The 19,876-nt window shown below is 40.5% G+C and carries 22 protein-coding genes; 6 read left to right on the top strand and 16 right to left on the bottom strand.

Annotated elements, in window-relative coordinates:
• Window positions 1-63 precede the first annotated feature (63 nt).
• Entirely contained in the window at window positions 64-216 is a 153-nt protein-coding gene (gene sspO, locus MHI53_RS11100) for a small acid-soluble spore protein O (protein WP_061141523.1), read from the top strand.
• Window positions 217-301: 85 nt separating this feature from the next.
• On the opposite strand, the gene MHI53_RS11095 is transcribed toward sspO, so the two are convergent.
• A complete protein-coding gene (locus MHI53_RS11095) occupies window positions 302-562 on the bottom strand; it encodes a hypothetical protein (protein WP_061141524.1) in 261 nt (86 codons plus the stop codon).
• A gap of 114 nt (window positions 563-676) precedes the next feature.
• Between MHI53_RS11095 and MHI53_RS11090 the strand changes: the two genes are divergently transcribed.
• The 5 genes from MHI53_RS11090 (at window position 677) to MHI53_RS11070 (ending at window position 4,749) form a co-directional block, all read left to right on the top strand.
• Window positions 677-820: a small acid-soluble spore protein P gene (locus MHI53_RS11090; protein ID WP_061141525.1), complete on the top strand. Its 144-nt coding sequence runs from the start codon at window positions 677-679 to the stop codon at window positions 818-820.
• A gap of 212 nt (window positions 821-1,032) precedes the next feature.
• On the top strand, window positions 1,033-1,806 hold the full coding sequence (locus MHI53_RS11085) for a MurR/RpiR family transcriptional regulator (RefSeq protein WP_061141526.1): 774 nt from the start codon (window positions 1,033-1,035) through the stop codon (window positions 1,804-1,806).
• A gap of 170 nt (window positions 1,807-1,976) precedes the next feature.
• Window positions 1,977-3,260: a maltose/glucose-specific PTS transporter subunit IIBC gene (malX, locus tag MHI53_RS11080; RefSeq protein WP_340373493.1), complete on the top strand. Its 1,284-nt coding sequence runs from the start codon at window positions 1,977-1,979 to the stop codon at window positions 3,258-3,260.
• Window positions 3,257-3,538: a glucose PTS transporter subunit EIIB gene (locus tag MHI53_RS11075; RefSeq protein WP_340373492.1), complete on the top strand. Its 282-nt coding sequence runs from the start codon at window positions 3,257-3,259 to the stop codon at window positions 3,536-3,538. Before malX ends, MHI53_RS11075 begins: the two co-directional genes overlap by 4 nt.
• A 17-nt stretch (window positions 3,539-3,555) precedes the next feature.
• Entirely contained in the window at window positions 3,556-4,749 is a 1,194-nt protein-coding gene (locus tag MHI53_RS11070) for a MalY/PatB family protein (protein WP_340373491.1), read from the top strand.
• 216 nt (window positions 4,750-4,965) lie between these two features.
• Here MHI53_RS11070 and MHI53_RS11065 read toward each other — a convergent pair whose 3' ends face one another.
• The 15 genes from MHI53_RS11065 to thiS all read right to left on the bottom strand — a co-directional run bounded on the left by MHI53_RS11065 (window position 4,966) and on the right by thiS (window position 19,868).
• Window positions 4,966-5,298, bottom strand: a complete 333-nt coding sequence (locus MHI53_RS11065; RefSeq protein WP_340373490.1) for a PTS lactose/cellobiose transporter subunit IIA — start codon at window positions 5,296-5,298, stop codon at window positions 4,966-4,968.
• A 12-nt stretch (window positions 5,299-5,310) separates the two neighbouring features.
• On the bottom strand, window positions 5,311-5,643 hold the full coding sequence (locus MHI53_RS11060; RefSeq protein ID WP_340373489.1) for a PTS sugar transporter subunit IIB: 333 nt from the start codon (window positions 5,641-5,643) through the stop codon (window positions 5,311-5,313).
• Between the two features lie 16 nt (window positions 5,644-5,659).
• On the bottom strand, window positions 5,660-7,105 hold the full coding sequence (locus MHI53_RS11055; RefSeq protein WP_340373488.1) for a glycoside hydrolase family 1 protein: 1,446 nt from the start codon (window positions 7,103-7,105) through the stop codon (window positions 5,660-5,662).
• 100 nt (window positions 7,106-7,205) lie between these two features.
• Window positions 7,206-8,549 carry a PTS transporter subunit EIIC gene (locus MHI53_RS11050; RefSeq protein ID WP_340373487.1) on the bottom strand — a complete coding sequence of 448 codons (1,344 nt, stop codon included), beginning with the start codon at window positions 8,547-8,549 and terminating at the stop codon, window positions 7,206-7,208.
• 164 nt (window positions 8,550-8,713) lie between these two features.
• Window positions 8,714-10,645 (bottom strand): BglG family transcription antiterminator, encoded by a 1,932-nt coding sequence (locus tag MHI53_RS11045; RefSeq protein WP_340373486.1) that lies wholly within the window; start codon window positions 10,643-10,645, stop codon window positions 8,714-8,716.
• A 184-nt stretch (window positions 10,646-10,829) separates the two neighbouring features.
• Entirely contained in the window at window positions 10,830-11,720 is an 891-nt protein-coding gene (locus MHI53_RS11040) for an ROK family protein (protein ID WP_340373676.1), read from the bottom strand.
• Between the two features lie 25 nt (window positions 11,721-11,745).
• The gene (locus tag MHI53_RS11035; RefSeq protein ID WP_340373485.1) at window positions 11,746-12,459 is read right to left on the bottom strand and encodes a GntR family transcriptional regulator; all 714 of its coding nucleotides are present in this window, start codon (window positions 12,457-12,459) and stop codon (window positions 11,746-11,748) included.
• A gap of 206 nt (window positions 12,460-12,665) precedes the next feature.
• Window positions 12,666-14,081, bottom strand: a complete 1,416-nt coding sequence (locus tag MHI53_RS11030) for a glycoside hydrolase family 1 protein (protein ID WP_340373484.1) — start codon at window positions 14,079-14,081, stop codon at window positions 12,666-12,668.
• A gap of 89 nt (window positions 14,082-14,170) precedes the next feature.
• Window positions 14,171-15,472: a PTS cellobiose transporter subunit IIC gene (gene celB / locus MHI53_RS11025; RefSeq protein WP_061141533.1), complete on the bottom strand. Its 1,302-nt coding sequence runs from the start codon at window positions 15,470-15,472 to the stop codon at window positions 14,171-14,173.
• 27 nt (window positions 15,473-15,499) lie between these two features.
• Window positions 15,500-15,832, bottom strand: coding sequence for a PTS lactose/cellobiose transporter subunit IIA (locus MHI53_RS11020; protein ID WP_061141534.1), 333 nt, complete (start codon window positions 15,830-15,832; stop codon window positions 15,500-15,502).
• Window positions 15,832-16,143, bottom strand: coding sequence for a PTS sugar transporter subunit IIB (locus MHI53_RS11015; RefSeq protein WP_061141535.1), 312 nt, complete (start codon window positions 16,141-16,143; stop codon window positions 15,832-15,834). Before MHI53_RS11015 ends, MHI53_RS11020 begins: the two co-directional genes overlap by 1 nt.
• A 204-nt stretch (window positions 16,144-16,347) precedes the next feature.
• Window positions 16,348-17,298 (bottom strand): mannose-6-phosphate isomerase, class I, encoded by a 951-nt coding sequence (manA, locus tag MHI53_RS11010; RefSeq protein WP_340373483.1) that lies wholly within the window; start codon window positions 17,296-17,298, stop codon window positions 16,348-16,350.
• Window positions 17,299-17,879: 581 nt separating this feature from the next.
• A complete protein-coding gene (locus MHI53_RS11005; RefSeq protein ID WP_061141537.1) occupies window positions 17,880-18,899 on the bottom strand; it encodes a thiazole biosynthesis adenylyltransferase ThiF in 1,020 nt (339 codons plus the stop codon).
• Window positions 18,896-19,663, bottom strand: a complete 768-nt coding sequence (locus MHI53_RS11000; protein ID WP_061141538.1) for a thiazole synthase — start codon at window positions 19,661-19,663, stop codon at window positions 18,896-18,898. Before MHI53_RS11000 ends, MHI53_RS11005 begins: the two co-directional genes overlap by 4 nt.
• 1 nt (window position 19,664) lies before the next feature.
• Entirely contained in the window at window positions 19,665-19,868 is a 204-nt protein-coding gene (thiS, locus tag MHI53_RS10995) for a sulfur carrier protein ThiS (protein WP_061141539.1), read from the bottom strand.
• Between the last annotated feature and the right edge of the window lie 8 nt (window positions 19,869-19,876).

Here is a 19,876-nt window from a genome sequence, read left to right as displayed (position 1 = left end):
ACATATTAGGCAAACATACATAATCATTCCGCATTATCACATTCTATTGGTGGAGGTGTCGAAATGTCAAAACAAAAGGCAAATCATGTCATACCAGGGATGAATGCAGCAAAAGCACAAGGTAATGGGACAGGATACCATGATGAATTGGGAAATGAACCGCCATTATCGGAAGAACAAAGACAAAACAACAAAAAAAGAAAGAAAAACCAATAATATCAATTTTCAGGCATTAATAAAGGAAGGCTTTTTGAAAATCACATGTTCAAAAAGCCTTTTCACCCCTCAAATCAGACATCCATCAGTCCTCAGAATTCACTTCTTGGACGATTGCAGAAATATCCTGCTCGAATTGTTTCAATTGATCCCGTTGGTGCTCAGAAGCGGTAACCAAGGCAGTTTGTATTTGCTGGTAAGCCTCGTTCACTTCCTGCTTCACATGCTTCAATTCCGTTCCATAATTCGGTGCCGTCTTTTCGATTGAAGAATATGCATCAAACACCTGTTGGTAACTTTGCTGTGCTTCCTGGAATGCCCTGCGTTTATCTTGTTTATCCTGCAATGTGATTCAGCTCCTTAATTAGTATCACTCATAGGATGTACGAGGGTTACAAATATATGTATGTGAATAAAAATCCCCGAATTGCTTATCTTAAGATATAGGAGGGATCAGCATATGAACAAAAATGATGGCAAAGATATTCGAAAAAATGCACCTAAAGGGAATAACCCAGGTCAACCTGCTCCGTTAAGCGGTTCCCATAAGGTGAAAAATAGACAGCATTCCCGTCAAAAGCATAATAGCGGCCACGATATGTAAGCTGCTTTTTCATTTGATAACGAAGCGGTGCCTGCCATTTGCCAGGCACCGCTCTTTATTTGGATAACGGACAACCATAAGCTTTATCATTAAACCCTTAAAGTGTTTCACCCATTTAAATCGTCTTCTTATAAAAATTACAACTTCCTACTTTTCTATTTTACGATTATGATAGACTATAAGGTCTGATTCCTTATAAAGAGGGTGAGTTCATGCAAGCTTTTCTGAAGCGTTTATCCCAGCAGCGGGAACGATTGAGCCAGTTAGAGATGGGCGTGTTAGAGTACATATTGCATCATCATGAAATAATTGTGCATATGAATTTAGATGAATTAGCGAAGAAGCTTTTTGTATCCACGGCAACCATAAGCAGGACATGCCAACAGTTAGGTTTTCGTGGATTTCAAGATTTGAAATACTCATTCATAAAAGAAACGACCAAAGAGACCCATAATATTGCTTCTTCTCGTTCTGAAGCCTTAAGTAATCATATTGATCGTTTCAAGCAGGAAATTGAAAGTACGATTGATTATATTGATGAAGGAAAAATAATCGAGGCTGCAAAGTATATACATATAAGTAAGCATGTAGAGTTCTTTGGTGTAGGAAATTCACTGCCACCTTGTGTCGATGCAGCAAGGAAATTAATGTTCTCGGGGAAAATAAGCAGTGCCCGTGAAGATTGGGATGAATTGAGAAGCGTTGCCAATAGTTTACGTGCAGATGATTTGGCGATCTTGGTTTCGTATAGTGGGGAAACGATATACACATTGGAATACGCCTCACTGTTAAAAAAGCGCAACGTTAAAACCATTTCCATCACAGGACAACATAATAATCGGTTACAGCAAGAGGTGGATTTATCTTTCCAGGCACACGTAATGAATCGCTATTATGGTGAATTAGATATGAGCTCGCGCTTCCCTTTGAGCATTATTTTGGATTTCATTATTTTAACCTATCTGGAGAAATATAAAGATTCCTAAAAGACCCGTAGAAAATGCCACTGCATTTTACGGGTCTTTTTCCTTGAACGGGCAGAATTGTTTGAATATACAAAAAATGTACACACATACATCTAGTCTGTCAACGGTTGATACTTTTGATCCTCAGTGTATATTAAAGTTATGTTTATCCGCCGGAAGGAGTCAGAATAATGAAAAAGAATAAACGTCTAAAATCACAGCTTTGGGAGTTTTTCCAAGGACTAGGCAAAACGTTCATGCTGCCGGTTGCTTTATTGGCATTCATGGGGCTCATATTAGGAATTGGAAGCTCGTTCACTAGCCCGACCACTATCGAAGCCTTTCCCTTTTTGAATAATTCTTTCCTTCAGTTCATCTTTAGTTTCTTGGCGACGATAGGTGGCTTTGCCTTTACTTATTTACCTGTACTTTTCGCAATGGCCATTCCAATGGGTCTGGTACGCTATGAAAAAGGTGTAGCTGCTTTCTCAGGCTTTACTGGATATGTAATCATGAACTTAGCCATCAATTTCTATTTAACTGAAACGGGAACTTTAGCAAATCCTGAACAATTGCGCCAAGCTGGCCAAGGAATGGTAATGGGGATCCAAACCATAGAAACAGGTGTACTGGGGGGCATCATTGCTGGGATTACCGTGTATTTATTACATAATCGTTTCTATGAAATTAAATTGCCGGACGCTTTTGCCTTTTTCGGAGGAGCACGGTTTGTCCCTATAGTTACCGCATTCACATTGTCGATTGTGGGTCTGCTTCTTCCAATGATTTGGCCCATTTTCGCCACAGCCATCGCTTTCATCGGTACCATCATTAATAAATCAGGCATGTTTGGCCCGTTTTTATTCGGTGCCGGTGAACGTTTATTACTTCCTTTTGGCCTGCACCATATCCTGGTCGCGATGATCCGCTTCACGGAAGCTGGCGGGACAGAAGTTGTCAATGGTAAAACGATTTCGGGAGCATTGAATATATTCTATGCCCAATTACAAAGTGGAAGTGCAATCAGCCCTGCTGCAACGGCTTTTTTATCACAAGGTAAAATGCCCACTTTCATGTTCGGGTTGCCAGGCGTTGCATTAGCCATATATCATACGGCTCGGATCGAAAACCGTACGAAAATTAAGGGGTTATTAATATCAGGAGTGATTGCCACTGCTGTTACAGGTATTACAGAACCTATTGAATTTTTATTCTTGTTTGTAGCCCCCGCTTTGTTCTTAATTCACGCCATTATGACCGGTTTAGGATTTATGATTATGGCGTTACTGGGCGTGACCATCGGGAATACAGACGGCGGTTTACTCGATTTCTTAATTTTTGGTATCATGCAGGGATTCGCTACAAAATGGTATCTTGTTCTTGTCATTGGACCGATTTGGTTCGGGCTCTATTATATGATTTTCCGCTATGCGATAGTAAAATTCAATTTAAAACTCCGGGACGGGAAAAGATGAGTGATGACCCTGCCAATGATTCTGCTATTACGAAAGGAACAAGCTACAATGCCCAAAAAGTATTATCTGCCCTAGGTGGTAAAGAAAACATCCAATCATTGGATAATTGTGTAACCCGCCTTCGTCTCGTCGTGGATGTAATGGACAAAGTAGACGAAAAAATCTTGAAAGAAGAATGTGGCGCTCTTGGAGTTGTGATTCTCGATGAGCATAATTTACAAGTCGTCATCGGGCCGCAAGTCGGCCTATTAAAATCACAAATTGAAAAAATTTCATGAAAATGGAGTTGTAAATCATGCAGCACGACTTTAATGAAACAATTGATCGCAAGGGGACATTTTGTACCCAATGGGACTATGTGGAAGATCGATTCGGAGAGAAAGACCTTCTCCCCTTCTCGATTTCCGATACCGATTTCGGATGTCCACCTGAAATTTTGCAGGCCATCCAGCAACGATTGCAACATGGAATCTTTGGATATACACGCTGGAACCACTCACCATTCAAAGACGCAATCACCAATTGGTATAAAAAAAGATTTGTTTGTCCAATTGAAGCAGCTTGGATTACTTATAGCCCCTCCGTCATTTACTCCGTTTCCAAGATAATCGAGATCATGACGGCCGAGGACGATCACGTTGTCATTCAAACACCGGCGTATGATGCATTCTTTAAAACGATCCAAGATAATAAACGCCTGATATCAAGTAATGAATTAATCTATCATGAAGGTACATACTCGATCAATTTTTCGGATCTAGAAGAAAAACTAGCCCATCCAAAAGCAAAAGTGCTACTACTATGCAGTCCGCATAACCCTACAGGCCGTGTCTGGACTCGTGATGAACTGAATAACATCGTAGCCCTTTGCAATCGATATGATGTATACATTATTTCCGACGAGATTCATATGGATATCATCCATGAAGGGAATGCCCATACACCAATCATTCATTCGGCTATTGATCCAAATAGATTGTGCATCTGCTCTTCAGCCAGTAAAACATTCAATACTCCAGGGTTAGGAGGTTCATACTGTCTCATACCAGATAGTAGTATTCGTGAAGCCTTTCTTGTTTCCTTGAAGAATAAAGATGGGCTATCCAGTGCCAGCGTATTTGGAATGGAAGCACTGATCACCGCTTATAATGAATGTGAATATTGGGTAGACGATTTAACGGGGTATGTACACGACAACTTACGGATCATTCAAGATTTTTTAAAGGCACACTTACCGATGCTTTCTTTCCATATACCCGAATCCACCTATCTCGCTTGGATTAATGTGTCGCAACTCTCCTTTTCCAGCAATCAAATACAGGATGCCCTTGTACATCATGGGAAAGTAGCGATCATGCCTGGCGAAACATTTGGAGAATCAGGGCGCAGTTTTATTAGATTGAATGTGGGTTGTCCAAAATCAAAGCTATTGGAAGGTCTCGACCGGTTAAAAAAAGCGATAGACTATTTGGAGAATCAAGAGAAATGAGAAGCAAGGATTTCTAGCAACCTGGTTTTCTGAGGTACTAGATACGATTTATTACTATAAGGTACATCTCTCATGAAAAGCAAATGGACTGTAGTCGAATACAGATAGAGTCTTTTAGTCCAATAGAAAAACCCCCAATGGATATTTTCCAAAGGGGGTTTTTCTAGTTATTCAAGGTCCTGGTAACGCCATTTTTCAAGCTCCTGCACCGAGCCGTTAGCCTGTTTTTCCCTCGACTACCATTTTACATAGTTCAATCATTTCGACAGCCATTATCTTTAACGTTTCCGTTGTCAGCATCTGATCTTCGGCATGAATGAACAGCAGGGAGAAAGGTAATGTGTCTCCGTTTGCTTCTTTTTGAATAAGGGAAAAATGCACCTGGTGGATTTTGTTGTACGCTTCTTCCCCCGCTTTAATTAATACATCCGCTTTCTGATAATGTCCTGCCCGTCCTTCACGAATGGCTTCGACAAAATGGCTCCTTGCCTCTCCTGAGTATGAAATGATTTGGAGAGCTGCCGTTTGCATTCCTTCGATTGTTTGCATGCTTCTCCCTCCTCATTTATCATCATTTTTTGCAGCCATTTGTAAAGCAAGATCTAGAATTCTATCTCCATCCGCCGTTCCATACGATTGTGGATCAATGACATCCACAGGAATCCCATAAGGTGCAGCTGTTTTTTCTGCTGCTTTTTTCATGAATCTCACTTGAGGTCCTAAAAGAATCGCGAGTACTTGATCACTTGATTTAGTAAGTTCTTCACCAATAGAAGATTCAGGAATGGCATAAATATTATATTCCACACCTCTTTTGCTTGCCGCTTTTTTCATTTTTGAAACAACCAACGATGTTGACATTCCAGCAGAACAGGCTAAAATAATTCTTTCCATGATATATTCCTCCTTCTTATTTAAACACCGTTTCGTCTTTCACTACGATTACACGATTTTGGATTACATCTTTGTACCAATAAGCCGATTTTTTCAAAGTCCGGTTTCGATCATCGTCTAAATTGATCTCAACCAGCCCATACCTGTTTTTGAAAGCATTCATGGGTGACACATTATCCGTGAATGCCCAGAGCATATATCCCTTGCAATTCGCTCCTTCATCAACCGCTTTGATCAACCACTTTAAATGTTCGCCAATAAATTCAATCCGGTAATCATCCTGTATAATCTGCTGATTATCTTTAAAGGTGTACTCATTTTCAACACCCATACCGTTTTCAGCAATGAACCATTCTATATTCCCATACTCCTCTTGCATTCTCTTTGCCATATCATACATAATTTTCGGATAAATTTCCCAACCCCTGAATGGATTCATTTTTTTACCAGGAAGATTGAACATCTCATAATAATAACTCGGATGAAAAGGCGTACATTCATTCCAACCAGCCGTACGTGCTTGTATCCGATGCGGATAATAGAGATTCAATCCAACATACTCGACCGTGTTTTCTTTAATGATTTGGAGCTCATCAGATGTATGTTCAAAGGTGATCTTATGTTTATCCATCAATGTAAATAGCTCTTGAGGATATTCGCCTTTAATGGATGGATCCAAGAAAACACGATTAAAAAATAAATCATAGATTCTTGCTGCCTCCCTATCATTTTCAGCAGATGACCTGGCATAGGTTACTTCCGGGTTAAGAATGACACCTATTTTCGATCCATATTTCTTTCCATAATCATGTTCCTTAAATAATTGGACAACCTTTGCGGTTGCTAAAGCTTTATTAAAGTTCCATTGCATCCATTTCTTCGTGTTTTGTTCATAAGGATACCGGAGAGCGTCTAAATAGACCCTTGTCTGTATAACAATCGGTTCATTAAAGGTAAACCAATGTTTTACCTTTGCCCCATATCGGCTGAACACCTTTTTTGCATACTTTACAAAAAGCTCCACAACATGTTTGGATTCCCACCCACCATATGTTTTAAATAAAGTTGCCGGTACCTCATAGTGTTCGAGACAAATCATCGGCTCCACACCATTATCTATCAACTCGTCTATAACATTGTCTACATAACTTGCATATTCTTCATCTATTACTGCGTTTTCATAATCGATCAGAAAACGCGACCAATTAATAGACGTTCGAAAATGCGTTAATCCAATCTCTTTCATATGCACTATATCTTCTTTATATCGATTAAAGAAGTCAGTCGCAATTGCAGGACCAAACCCATTATGCCAAACATTCTTGTCGTTTTTATACCAAAGATCTAGATAAGAGTCCTGAGACTCTTTCTTACCGGACCATCCCTCAGTTTGCCAAGCTGACGCAGCTGCCCCTAGGATAAAATTCTCTGGTACTTTTACTTCCATTGTTTCTATATTCATTTCTTTCCCTCACCTTCACCTGGCTGATCACTTGGGGGGTAAACATTTCTGCATCCATACAGATCAACACATCTATGTGGAGTGTCGAAGTTACCCGCTATCATACGCTGACATTAACACTTGTGGCTTCATCCGCTTCTTTTTTTCTTTTTTCTTTAACACCTGCATTGGCCATTATCACGAATGGTAAATAGATCAAAACAGATACAGCAATACAGATGACTTGTGTAATGACGGCTCCTATACTTCCTGCCGTAGATAAGTACGCATTGATAAGCGGTGGTGTCGTCCATGGAACCATTACAACTGCCTTGGCAGCAAACCCTGTCACGGTAGCGATATAACCAATCGTTCCGGTAATCAAGGGCGTGATGATAAATGGTATTGCCATTATCGGATTCAACATGATCGGAAGCCCAAAGATAACAGGCTCATTAATATTGAAAATGCCAGGTCCAAATGATAGTTTTGCGATACTTTTCATTTCTTCACGCTTAGATACGATAAAGATAGCTGCCAATAACCCGAGAGTTACCCCAGATCCTCCTATACTCATATACACGTCCCAGAAAGGCATCGTTATCACATTCGGAATCTCTTTACCTTCTTGGAAGGCGGTCATGTTTGCAGTAATGGCTGCCAATAATAAAGGTTCTCTTATTGGTTTGATCATCTGATTTCCATGGATGCCAATCACCCAGAAGAATTGGGCAACAAACATTAAAATCAGAATTCCCGGTAATCCCTGAACCACACTCTCAAGTGGTCTTTGAATGATATTATAAATTGCTTCATGCAAGTAAATCCCTGTTAGTTGATGAAACGCAAAACCCATAGTCGCAATGATGGTTACGGTTAAAATCGATGGAAACAGCGCTGAGAACGATGTGGCAACATTTGCTGGAACGCTCTCCGGCATTTTAATTTTCAATTTATCAAACGACTCTAATTTCGAAAAAATTTCGACGGATACAATGGCAATAAACATTCCTAAAAACAAGCTTTTCGGATCTGTAAATTGCCTGGAGAGAACATCGACAACCAATTGAGACTGCTCATTCACTACCAATTCAAGCGTAGTAGGGATGACTGCTATGAAAGATATTATGGCGAGGATTCCCGGAAAATACGAAGGATTGCCGTTTATTCTTCCAAGCTCCAACCCAATTAAAAAGATAGCCCCTATCGTAAGGAAGTTTAGTGTCGCGTATTGAATCGCTTTCATGATCGGCTGATAATCTGCTAGAAATGAAAAGAAGTCAAAGGATGCTAAACCTGTTTCAGGACTCATTATCATACTGGAAACCAAGATGGCAAATGCCCCTGTAATTATCACTGGCATTAGAACGACGAACGCTTTTTTTATGGCCATAATATATTTTTGATTGTTGATTTTATAAGCCGCAGAACCCATGACATCATTTGCCTTTTCTTTAAAACTCATCTTCAACCCCCATTTCTCAAATGTTTAATTAAGTCCCTGATACAAAAAACACCAAAGAACAAATATGGCATTTTAAGTACTGTCGAAGCTCTTTGATATGTTTAGTTTAGTTGTTAAGCGCTTTCATTTGAATCCAAACATTTTCCTCCAATAAGAGGAAATCATTATCTTGGACCATACTCTTCCATTCTTTTAATCACCTGCTCAAAGTCAGCATATCTTTCGACCTTAATCAACTGATCTACCAAAGCTTTAGTTTCTATCACTTTAACAAGAAATTGATAGATTTTTTGCATTTCATCTTCATATTCCTTCTGAACACTCAACAAACAGATGTACTGAACCATTTCTTCTCCCCACGCTATTGGTTTCTTTAATGTTAGAACAGACCAAAATGTTTCCTTTGTTAATGGGTGCATCGGATGGGGAATGGCCACTAAATTGCCGTAGCACGTTGGCGACACCTTTTCCCTCTCGATCACTGCCTCTTTAAAACCAGCAGGAATCCTTCCAAGTTTAGTAAGTTCTGCTTCGAAAAAGTCAAATACTTCTTCTCTTGTTTGCAGATCTTTTTGAAAATACATAAGCTCTGGATCTGTATAATCAAGAACCAACGTTATATGATCCACCATATAGGCTTCAATGTGCAGGATGTCCTGATTGCCGAGCAGTGTGTTAACATCTACAACAGGGATGGATAAGTCATCATAAATCGGAATTGTGCTAATGATGAAGTCCAATGATTCTAGTGGATAATTCCTTAATTCATATAAGTTCATCGTGCCAGCAATATCCAAGTGTGACTCAAAGGCAGACTTCAATTTATAATATAAAAGCTGGGAGCTTGCAACACCAGTTGCACAAACAATGACACACCGTTTTGTTTTAGGTTTCAGACGTTTTCTCTCCATGGCCGCTTCAATATGAAGAGCTAAATAGCCAATTTCATCCTCATTTATATGAACACCCAAAGAATCATGAAGAGCCTTACTCATCACAACTCCAGCATCGAACGCAAGAGGATATTTTTGCTTAATTTCTGCTAAAAGTGGATTTCGAATGTTCATTCCATGATAATGTCGATTTATTGCCGGTTTGAGGTGCAAGCCAAGTCCATGTATAAGCTCTTGATCGTCGTGAATGCACAATTGCAGTTCGTTTTCAACCTGATCAATCAGGTTTGCTGTGAGCGTAAGGATTTCTTCGCTAATCAAGTTAACTGGATACAAGGGATCATTTGCCTTCGTATAGGAAACCATTTTTGTTCCGAGTAAGCGGAGTGTGACGTAGGCAACCTCTGAATCGGGAAAGGTAACGTTGAATGACTTTTCGATATCGGTTACGATTTGCTTCGAAACAAGATATTCCGCTTGTTCCTCAAAGTTTTTTATTTCTTCATCCAACATCGATACATAGTTGTGTAGCAGCACTCGCTTACAGGCAATCGCGATATGGATCACTAGATTGGAAAGGCCGATATCCGAAAGCTGAATTCCGGCTCTCTTGGTTTGCTTCAAAATGATCGAACGTATGGCGGCCATTTCCGGATCAGCTACCAACTCCGTAGTCTTTTGCGCTGTATTAAATACATATTCTGCGATACAAAAACGTATTTTCAACTCACTTCCAACAACTTTTAACCCATAATTGGGACGACTATAGACTACCAGCTCATATTTAGTCAATAATTCTCGAACCTCTTTTAAACTATTTTTTACAGTTGACAAACTAACATACAGTTCATCAGCCAACATTTCTAGCTTTATGTAATCCTCTGAAAGAAGCAATCGTTTGATGAGAAAAGTAATACGGTCACTTGGGTCATTTGGAATCCACTGTTCATTCACTCGTTCAAAAGCAACTATCTTTAAAAAGCTACGGAAGGCTGAATGATCATGTATGTGTAATTGATAGCCTTTTCGATGTTTGGCTATGATTTCCGCGCCATGCTCTTCAAGGATGGCCGTTAGGTTTTTTATCATGGAACGAATGGTTCTTGAAGTAATATGAAGGTGGCCCGCCAATTCCAGACCAGTCATCTCCTTATCTGCTTGCATAAGATAACGCAGTAATTTTTGCTCCCTAGTAGAAAACATGTTCCATTCAATCCCTTCAGTCGTCTATAATGCGTCCACGCCGTACAAATTGGGATAATCATCACCACTCTACTATTGTGTGAATTTTCTAAACAAAAAGACCAGGTGCCACTAACACCTGATCAAATGGATTTGTATATGTAACCAAGGGGTACACCTCATACATCTGGATACCTTGATTATGTTAGCTCATCTTTACTTCGTTTTGATAAGCAAGATCCGCGAGCAGAAGTGAACCAATAATTCCGGCGTCGTCCCCTAAGCCGGGCTTTACAATATAATCGGATATTTCGGTTTCAAGTTCTGGAAGTGAAACATACCCATTAAGTACTTCTTTTACCTGATTTCCAATCATTTTGAAAATAGACTGTTGTTTACTGACTCCCCCACCCAGGATAATTTTCTTTGGAGATAGGATTAATATGTAGTGGGCGATCGCCTGCGCTAAATAATAGGCTTCCAGTTTCCAAACTTCTTGTCTGTCCGCTAATTGAGCAGCAGGTTTTCCCCATCTTTCCTCAATCGCGGGGCCGGATGCAAGTCCTTCCACGCAATCCCGATGATAAGGGCATTTGCCTTCATATGAATCTTCTGGGTGCTTTCGGACCATGATATGACCCATTTCCGGATGAGAAAGCCCTTCCAATAATCGCCCGCCAACTACTGCACCGGCTCCAATTCCGGTACCTACTGTTATATACAAACAGCTATCCAGTCCTGCGGCTGCTCCAAACCTCGCTTCCCCTAATGCGGCTGCATTTACATCCGTATGAAAACCGACAGGAACATTACATTCATTTTTAATCGTTTGTAAAAAGGGAAAGTCCCTCCAGCCTGGCTTTGGTGTAGTCGTTATATTCCCGTACGCTGGACTGGCAGGGTCAATATTGACCGGACCGAATGAACCGATTCCAATCGCTAAGAGCTCGTATTCCGAAAAAAAACGGACGACTTCCGGAATGGTTTCATCAGGAACAGTGGTCGGAATTTGAATCCGCTTCAACACATTTCCTTTTTCATCTCCTACAGCACAAACAAATTTCGTTCCTCCTGCTTCAATCGCTCCATATAACATCACGGATCCACTCTCCTCACATGTATTATTTTCGTATGGTAACTGTCGTGAAAACGAATTTATCATAACGATGTCTGGAAAAAGAATATTCAAAAGGCAGGCCATTGTTTAAATAGCCGACCTGTTCAACCTCCAATATCGGGTCATCCGGCAGGCAGCCTAAATGAATTTGGTCCAGTTCATTCGGTTTGTCTGCTCTAATTTTCCGATGTGCACCGCCAATTTTCAATTCAAGTGTTTCATGTATGTAATTATAAATGGATGCTTGTAATACTCTTTCTGTTATTCCTTGAATGGTCGATACTGGCATATAAGTCTTCTCAATGACATATGGCTCATTATCTACATTTCTAAGTCTGATAATATGATAAACCGGTGTATCTTCGCTAATGGCAAGCTGATCGGCCACTTCCTTTTCAGGAAATTGTACATCAAAGGCGATGAGCGTGCTTGAAACTTTTCTGTTCGGAAGTACATTAGACAACCCGAGAGTCTCTTCACTGATGACATTCACCTTCTCGTCATTTACAGGTGATTGAACGATGAATGTTCCATGCCCTCTTTTTCTGAAAAGCAGTCCTTCCTCCACCAGAATATCCAGTCCTCTTTTCATTGTCATCCGGCTGCATTCGAATTCTTTAGCAAGCGTGATCTCATCAGGGATAGGCTGATCTGTCCGATAAAAACCTTGCTTGATCCTTTTTCTAATTTCAATAGAAATTTGTTCATATTTGTTCATTTTTATTCGCTCCTACTAACAAAAACACGAGACAGTTTACTTCATCCGCTTTTTCCATTTTAAGATAACCGGGTTATACTGTAAAGAATCGATTTTTCTGAAAGTTTATTCCATTTCCATTTCAAGCAGGGAAGGGGCAGACAAATGCTGCCAAATCCACATGCATCATGTGCTTAGGACAGGTTGCATAGTCAAACCCCATTTTTTTAAAATCCGTTCTGTTTTGCCACTTCTTTAAACCAATAGCCGCTCTTTTTCACTGTTCTTTGCGCATCATTATCCAAATCGACTGACACGAAGCCATATCGATTTTTGTAAGCATTGCTCCAAGACCAATTATCCATGAATGTCCATAGATGATACCCCAATACATTAGAACCTTCGCTTATGGCTTTATGAGCCCACTTCAAATGTTCGCTAATGAACTCGATTCGGTAATCATCCTGTATCATGCCATTTTCATCACGGAAGCGTTCTTCCCCTTCCACTCCCATTCCATTTTCAGAAATGAAGCATTCGATATTCCCGTAGTTTTCTTTTACATTCATTAAAATATCATAGATTCCCTTTTCGTATATTTCCCAGCCGCGGTGGACGTTCATTTTTCTTCCGGGCATTTCATAATGATCAAAATACAGTTCAGGCAAAAATGGAGCATCAGGGTTACGGGCATGTTCCTTTGCCTTTACACGTCGAGGCTGATAATAGTTGATCCCTAAAAGATCGACGGTATTTTGCTGGATTATATCCAAATCGCCAGCTGCCATAGCAGGCATGAACCCTTCTGTCTTTAAGATGGCAACCAGATCTGATGGGAATTCGCCTTTAACGGAAGGATCCAGGAAAGACCGGTTGAAAAAGGCATCGGCAATCTTTGATGCTTTTAAATCGGCTGGATTCTGGCTTCGCGGGTACGATGGCGTCAAATTCAATATAATCCCGATTTTGCCATCCATATTCATGTCCCTATACTTTTTGATCGCTTTTGCGCTGGATAAAATCGTATGATAACCAACTTGTACCGCTTTTTTAAAATCGACGATATTCGGATAATGAAAATTGTATAAATACCCGCCCTCTACCGGGACAATAGGTTCATTATGCGTGAACCACTTTGCAACACGATCTCCGAACAATTGGAAGCAAGTCGCAGCATAAAATTCAAACGCATCGACGGTGTCCCTGTTTTCCCACCCTCCGATTTCCTGCAGGGCCATAGGCATATCAAAGTGGTATAAATTGACGAATGGTTCTATTCCTGTTTCTACCATTTCATCAATGACCGAATTATAAAAATCCACTGCTTTCGGGTTCACTTCCCCTTTTCCTTTCGGGAACATACGTGACCATGAAATCGATAACCGGAAAGAGTTATGACCAATTTCCTTCATTAACTTTATATCTTCTTTATATTTATAGTAAAACTGAGAAGTATTCTGAGGTCCGACGCCGTTGAAAAAACGATTTGGCTCAACTTCATACCAGTGATCCCAAATGTTTTTGCCTTTTCCGTCTATATCTGCTGCACCTTCCGTTTGAGTGGCCGAAGCAGATGAGCCCCACCAAAAACCTTCTGGAAAATGATATTGTAATTTTTCAGTCGTTTCTTCTTTCAGTTTCATCCTTAATTTCCCCCATTCTTTTTAAACCGGAAACAGTCATGGCATGCCGAATCTGGTTTACGTTTTTTTGTATCTTCCTGCCCTGGTGTTTAAGAAGCCTTGTTTTGATTTTCCGCTTCTCTTTCTTTTTTCACATTTGTCTTATCCAATGCTTTTAGGAATGGAAACCAGATGACGAATACGATCAATAAATTAACGATTTGCAACAAAGAGCCCCTGAAGCTATTGGTCGCAAGGTAACCACTTATTCCGATTGGCACCGTCCATGGAACGGTGACACCTGTTGGTGGTGGGACAATTCCAGTTGCCATGGTGAAATATGTAAAGCCTGTAACCACCATTGGTGCAATAATCCAAGGGATGACAACGATTGGATTCATCACGATCGGCAGCCCAAAAATAATCGGCTCATTTACATTGAAAATTCCCGGTCCTACACCAAGCTTTCCTACTTGTTTCATTTGCTTGCTCTTCATGAACCATAAGATGGCGATGACGACCGCCAATGTCATCCCAGTACCACCCATACCTACAGTAAAGACTTCTATGAACGGTTTAGAAACAATATTCGGTAACTCTTCCTTTCCTCTAAAAGCTTCGAGGTTTTCGAGTGCAAGAGTTGCCCAGATGGGATCCATAACAGAGTTGATGATGATTTGACCATGTAAGCCAAAGAACCACAAAACCTGTATGAAGAATACAGCGATCAAAGTAGGGATGATTCCACTACCTAAACCAACAAGGGGCGCCTGAATCACGTCATAAATAAAATCATGTAAATTCGTATGGAATCCTAGTGTAACGATTACATTTACCGCTAAGAAAACCGTTAACGTGATTAAGGCAGGCAACAGGGCAGCGAATGATTTTGCAACAGCTGGGGGTACACCTGCAGGCATTTTAATCGTTATATCTCTTTGAACGATTTTCCGGTAAATTTCACCGGCAATAAAAGCGGAGATCATTCCGAGAAACATTCCTTTCGCACCAAGCCGGTCAAGTGGGATGACATTAGCGACCGTTTCTCCTGATTCCGCCTCAATCACAAACGGGGTTAGGATTAGAAAGGAAGCAAGAGCGATAACTCCACCAAACACAGCTTCGACATCATAGCTCTTTGAGAGGAAATATCCGATTCCGAAAACAACGAACACCGACAGAATTCCCATCGTGGCCTGTGAAGCGATTGCGAATGAAGATTGCATGGTCATGAGGGAATGGTCACTTAAAAATTGGTTTAAAAAGGGCAAATTAGTTAAAACGACAAATATCGAACCGAATATCGTAAGTGGGAACGCTAACATAAATGCGTCCCGTAAAACCGATAAATAGCGATTGTTATTTAGCTTCCCCGCTAGTGGAATGAGAAACTGACTCAGCTTGTCAAACATAGTAGACCCCCCATTATAGATGAATGATCAGATATTTTTTGCTTTGAAAATATCCAGTAACTCTTTTACTAGTTCCTTCATCGTCAAAGTTGACATCAGATGGTCTTCAGAATGAATGAATAGCATCGAAATTTCCACCTTTTCACCCTGTGCTTCCTTTTGAACCAATTGGAAGTGAACGTCGTGAGCAACAGCCAAATCCTGCTCTGCTTGAGCAATCAACAATTCCGATTCTTCCACGTTCCCTCCGCGATATTCACGTAAGGATTGAATCACCTTGCTGCGGGCATTGCCACTATATAAAATCAATTGAAAATTAATTTGTTCGCTCGTGAGGTCTTCCAACTTCATTTGCTCCATCATTTATTACCTATCAAGGAAATAGCTTGATCATACGCTTTTTTACCATCTGCCATTCCATAAGCCATCATATCGATTACATCTACCTTGATATTGTATATGGATGCCTCTTTTTGAAGTTCCCCCTTAAGGAAACTCATTTGCGGTCCGATTAGCACTACATCCGCATCTGCCATTTCTTTCTTCGCTTTATCCTGGCCAACCGCCCAGATTTTTGCATCCTCGCCTATCGATTTGGCGTGCTGCTCCATTTTAGTAACTAATAAGCTCGTGGACATTCCAGAACTACATGCAAGTAAGATTCGATTCATACTTATTACCTCCCCTTTTGTATTTTTTTAACAATCATCTAAAACGCTTACATTTATTATTATGATCATTTTATTATAAATGTCTAGACATTTAATTAAAATACTATTCAGTTTTTTTAAAAAAGGCTTCATTTCTGAATTTATCATATGAATGTTTCTTCCTTTAAAAAAACCACTCAAGCTTTCACTTGAGTGGTTTTTTGCTTATATAAAACTCGTAATCCATTCCATTTCTCCAGATGCAATCAATTCCTTCAGTTCCCGCGTCATGATCAAGTGATCTCCTTTTTTCACTTCCATCACTTCACTCTCGGATTCGATTTTTCCAGTTCCTTCAATGATGCTGATTAATTGGAAGGTGCCTCTCCCTGCTAACCGATATCCTGTTCCTGATATTTTATGATGAACGACAGAGAATTCAGGAACTTCAATGAGGAATGTTGTTTCCCCTCCAGCAGCCGTTACCGTTTGTGATGCATGAATTGTCTGAGAATCTGGGACTGTCGTTACCTGTAGTGCTTTCTCGAGATGCAGTTCACGTTTATTTCCTTCTGAATCCGTTCTGTAATAATCATATACCCTATAGGTTGTATCGGAAGATTGTTGGGTTTCTAAGATGACGATGCCTTTCCCGATTGCGTGAACGGTCCCGCTTTTTACAAATATGAAATCTCCGCGCTTTACAGGCTGTTTTTGCAGCAGGTCGTCCCACCTTTCGTCCGATGTCAGCTTCACCATTTCTTCTTTTGTTTGAGCTTTATGACCAAGGATGATTTCTGAATCAGGTTCTGCGTCAATGACATACCAGCATTCTGTTTTTCCGTACGGTTCTCCTTCTAGTTCTGAAGCCTGTTCATCATTAGGATGAACCTGGACGGATAAATCATCGTTTGCATCGAGGATCTTAATGAGCAAGGGGAATTCTTCCATTTTATAGTCGCCAAATAGCTTGCTGCGATGGTTTCTCCATAATGCAGATAAGACTTCTCCTTTAAACTCGCCCTCTTCAACGACGCTTTCTCCGTGATGATGAGCGGATATTCCCCAGCATTCACCAATCAGGCCTTTCGGAATCGAGTAATTGAAATCCGTTTCGAGCTTTCTTCCTCCCCAAATTCTTTTTTGAAAAATTGGCTTAAGTTTTAAAATGGTCATGTATTCGCTCCCCTTTGCTAATATGTATTTTGATAATGAGTTCATTACGCATGGGCCTTTGGCTAAACTGACTGTTGATTTCATCAATCGGTACAGATTCTAATATGTTGGATGAGCAGGACGAGGATATGTAATGGTTCTTTTCCTGCTGCTAATGCGGAGCACGACTAGTTTAACCAGTTAGCTATCATGGCTCCATTCTTCAAATAAAAAGGATGGCTAAATGACAGCATTTTTCCCCATTTGGTCGCTACACTTCAAATCCGATCGCAGTCGAGCTATGCGCTTCGCTGTTCAACAAAGCTTTAACATAATTGATTTTTTTCTGTAATCCCCCAGCATTTTTCATCCAATCTACTAACCGGAGCCTCATCTGCGCGGTTGGCTTTCAAATTTAAGATTATCATATTTTTTGTCGTATATTCTGTTAAATCTATTATATTCGCCTTTTTCATTGATTTTTTTTGTTGTTAGTATCTGAGAAGGCGCCCTTACGTAACGATGCTTATTTTCACTTTATTTAGGTTAATGAAAAAGGAGCTTGGGTACCCAAGCTCCTTTTATTCAAACGAAAAAACGTTTCATCCTAAAAATCGATGATATAAAGTTTTTGCTTCCGCAATATCTTTCGTTCCATGAATCAATGCCCGTCCGTCTTTAAAAACGACCAACCGATGTTTTCCGACGGAAAATGAAAGTAAATACGGATTTCTTACAACATGGCCGTCTTGAGCGTGTAAATTGTTTTCGAGCTCCGCGAGATCCCATTCCTGTTCCTTTGATGGCCGAATCTGGACAGTGTCCCTCCCGCATAAGACCGCTGTTTTTGTTCGGTTTGCATAAGAAAGGTGGGGATACGTTCGGTTCTTCCCGCATGAGGGACAACTGTCTTTTTTTAATTTCGCTACATGTATGGACGAATGTTCATTTTTCCAAAGATCGAATGAAACGATTTTGTTTCTTAGGGATCCATAATCTTCGACAAGAATTTTCAAAGCTTCCGTTAATTGATGGGCAACGACCGTTTGAACGGCAGGGCTGATGATTCCCGCCGTATCACAAGTCAGCCCTCCAATCGGAACCGTTTCCAGCAAGCAATTCAAACATGGGGTCACCTGTGGAATCACCGTATAGCTTATCCCATAACTCCCTACACAGGCACCGTATATCCAAGGTATGTTAAATTTTTGTGCACTATCATTTATGAGCATCCTCGTATCGAAATTATCCGTGGCATCCACTATTAAGTCCACTCCGTATACGAGCTGCTCCAGTTCATCAACCGATACATCCGATACGAGCGATTTAACGATAACTTCTGAATTTAAGGCATTCAAGCGCTTCTTTGCTGCCACTGCTTTCGGTAGTCTTTTTTCAGCATCTGCTTCACAATAAAGCTGTTGTCGCTGAAGGTTGCTCCACTCCACATAATCTCTGTCCACAATCGTCAGCTTTCCGATTCCTGCCCGGACAAGACCTTCAGCACTTCCTGTTCCGAGAGCACCTGCCCCAATCACCAAAACATGTTTTTTACGGATTTTCAGTTGCCCTTCTTCCCCTATAGGGCCAAAAAGCTCTTGACGTGAATAACGTTCATTCATCCCATGCTCATTCCTTCTACTGGACTGCTGGCTATGGCGTAATCATTTTTTTCTATTCTTCCAGCTTCATACCCTAGTCGACCAGCCTCAATGGCAAGTTTCATTGCTATCGCCATTTTGATCGGATCTTTTGCTCCGGAAACTGCCGTGTTAAGCAAAACACCATCCGCTCCTAATTCCATCGCGATTGCCGCATCGGAAGGAGTACCGATTCCAGCATCAACAATTACCGGAACTTCGGCTTGTTCGATGATGAATCGTAGATTCAGTGGATTTAAAATGCCCTGACCAGAGCCGATAGGTGAAGCACCAGGCATGATTGCATGACAGCCCACTTCCTCCAGGCGCCTCGCTAGTAACACATCATCCGAAGTGTAAGGTAAAACGATGAACCCCAGTTTCACTAATTCCTCAGCAGCTTTTAACGTTTCAATTGGATCAGGCAAAAGCGTTTTTTGACAACCGATGACTTCAACCTTAATCATGTCACATAGCCCAGAGGCCTTGGCAAGCTGCGCTATGCGAACGGCTTCTTTGGCGGTTTTCGCACCTGCTGTATTAGGAAGAAGTGTATATTTCTTCAAATCAAGTTTTTCTAAAAAATTAGGTTGAGTCGCTTCAAAAATGTTCATTCTCCTAATCGCAAATGTTAATATTTCGGTCTCTGAAACCTCCACAGCTTGCTTTTGAACATCGAAGTTCGGATATTTTCCAGTACCTAACAATAACCTTGAAGAAAATTCATAAGAACCAATCTTTAACATATCATCCGCCTCCTACAAAATGTACAATCTCGACCTTGTCTCCATTTGACAAAAATGTTTTACTTAGGTGTTCTTTCGCTACTATTTCATCATTCAATTCAACAATCACTACTTTTTGATGTAAATTAAAGTGTTGCAAAAGCGCTGTAACTGTTGATTCATCAGCAGGAACCCGTATTTTTTCCCCGTTAATAACCAATTCCATTTCTTTCA

It is taken from the genome of Peribacillus sp. FSL E2-0218, assembly GCF_037992945.1.
GTDB classification, from domain to species: Bacteria; Bacillota; Bacilli; order Bacillales; family DSM-1321; genus Peribacillus; species Peribacillus simplex_B.
Note: the sequence above shows the minus strand (reverse complement) of the source record. Positions and strands in the feature narration are given on the sequence as shown.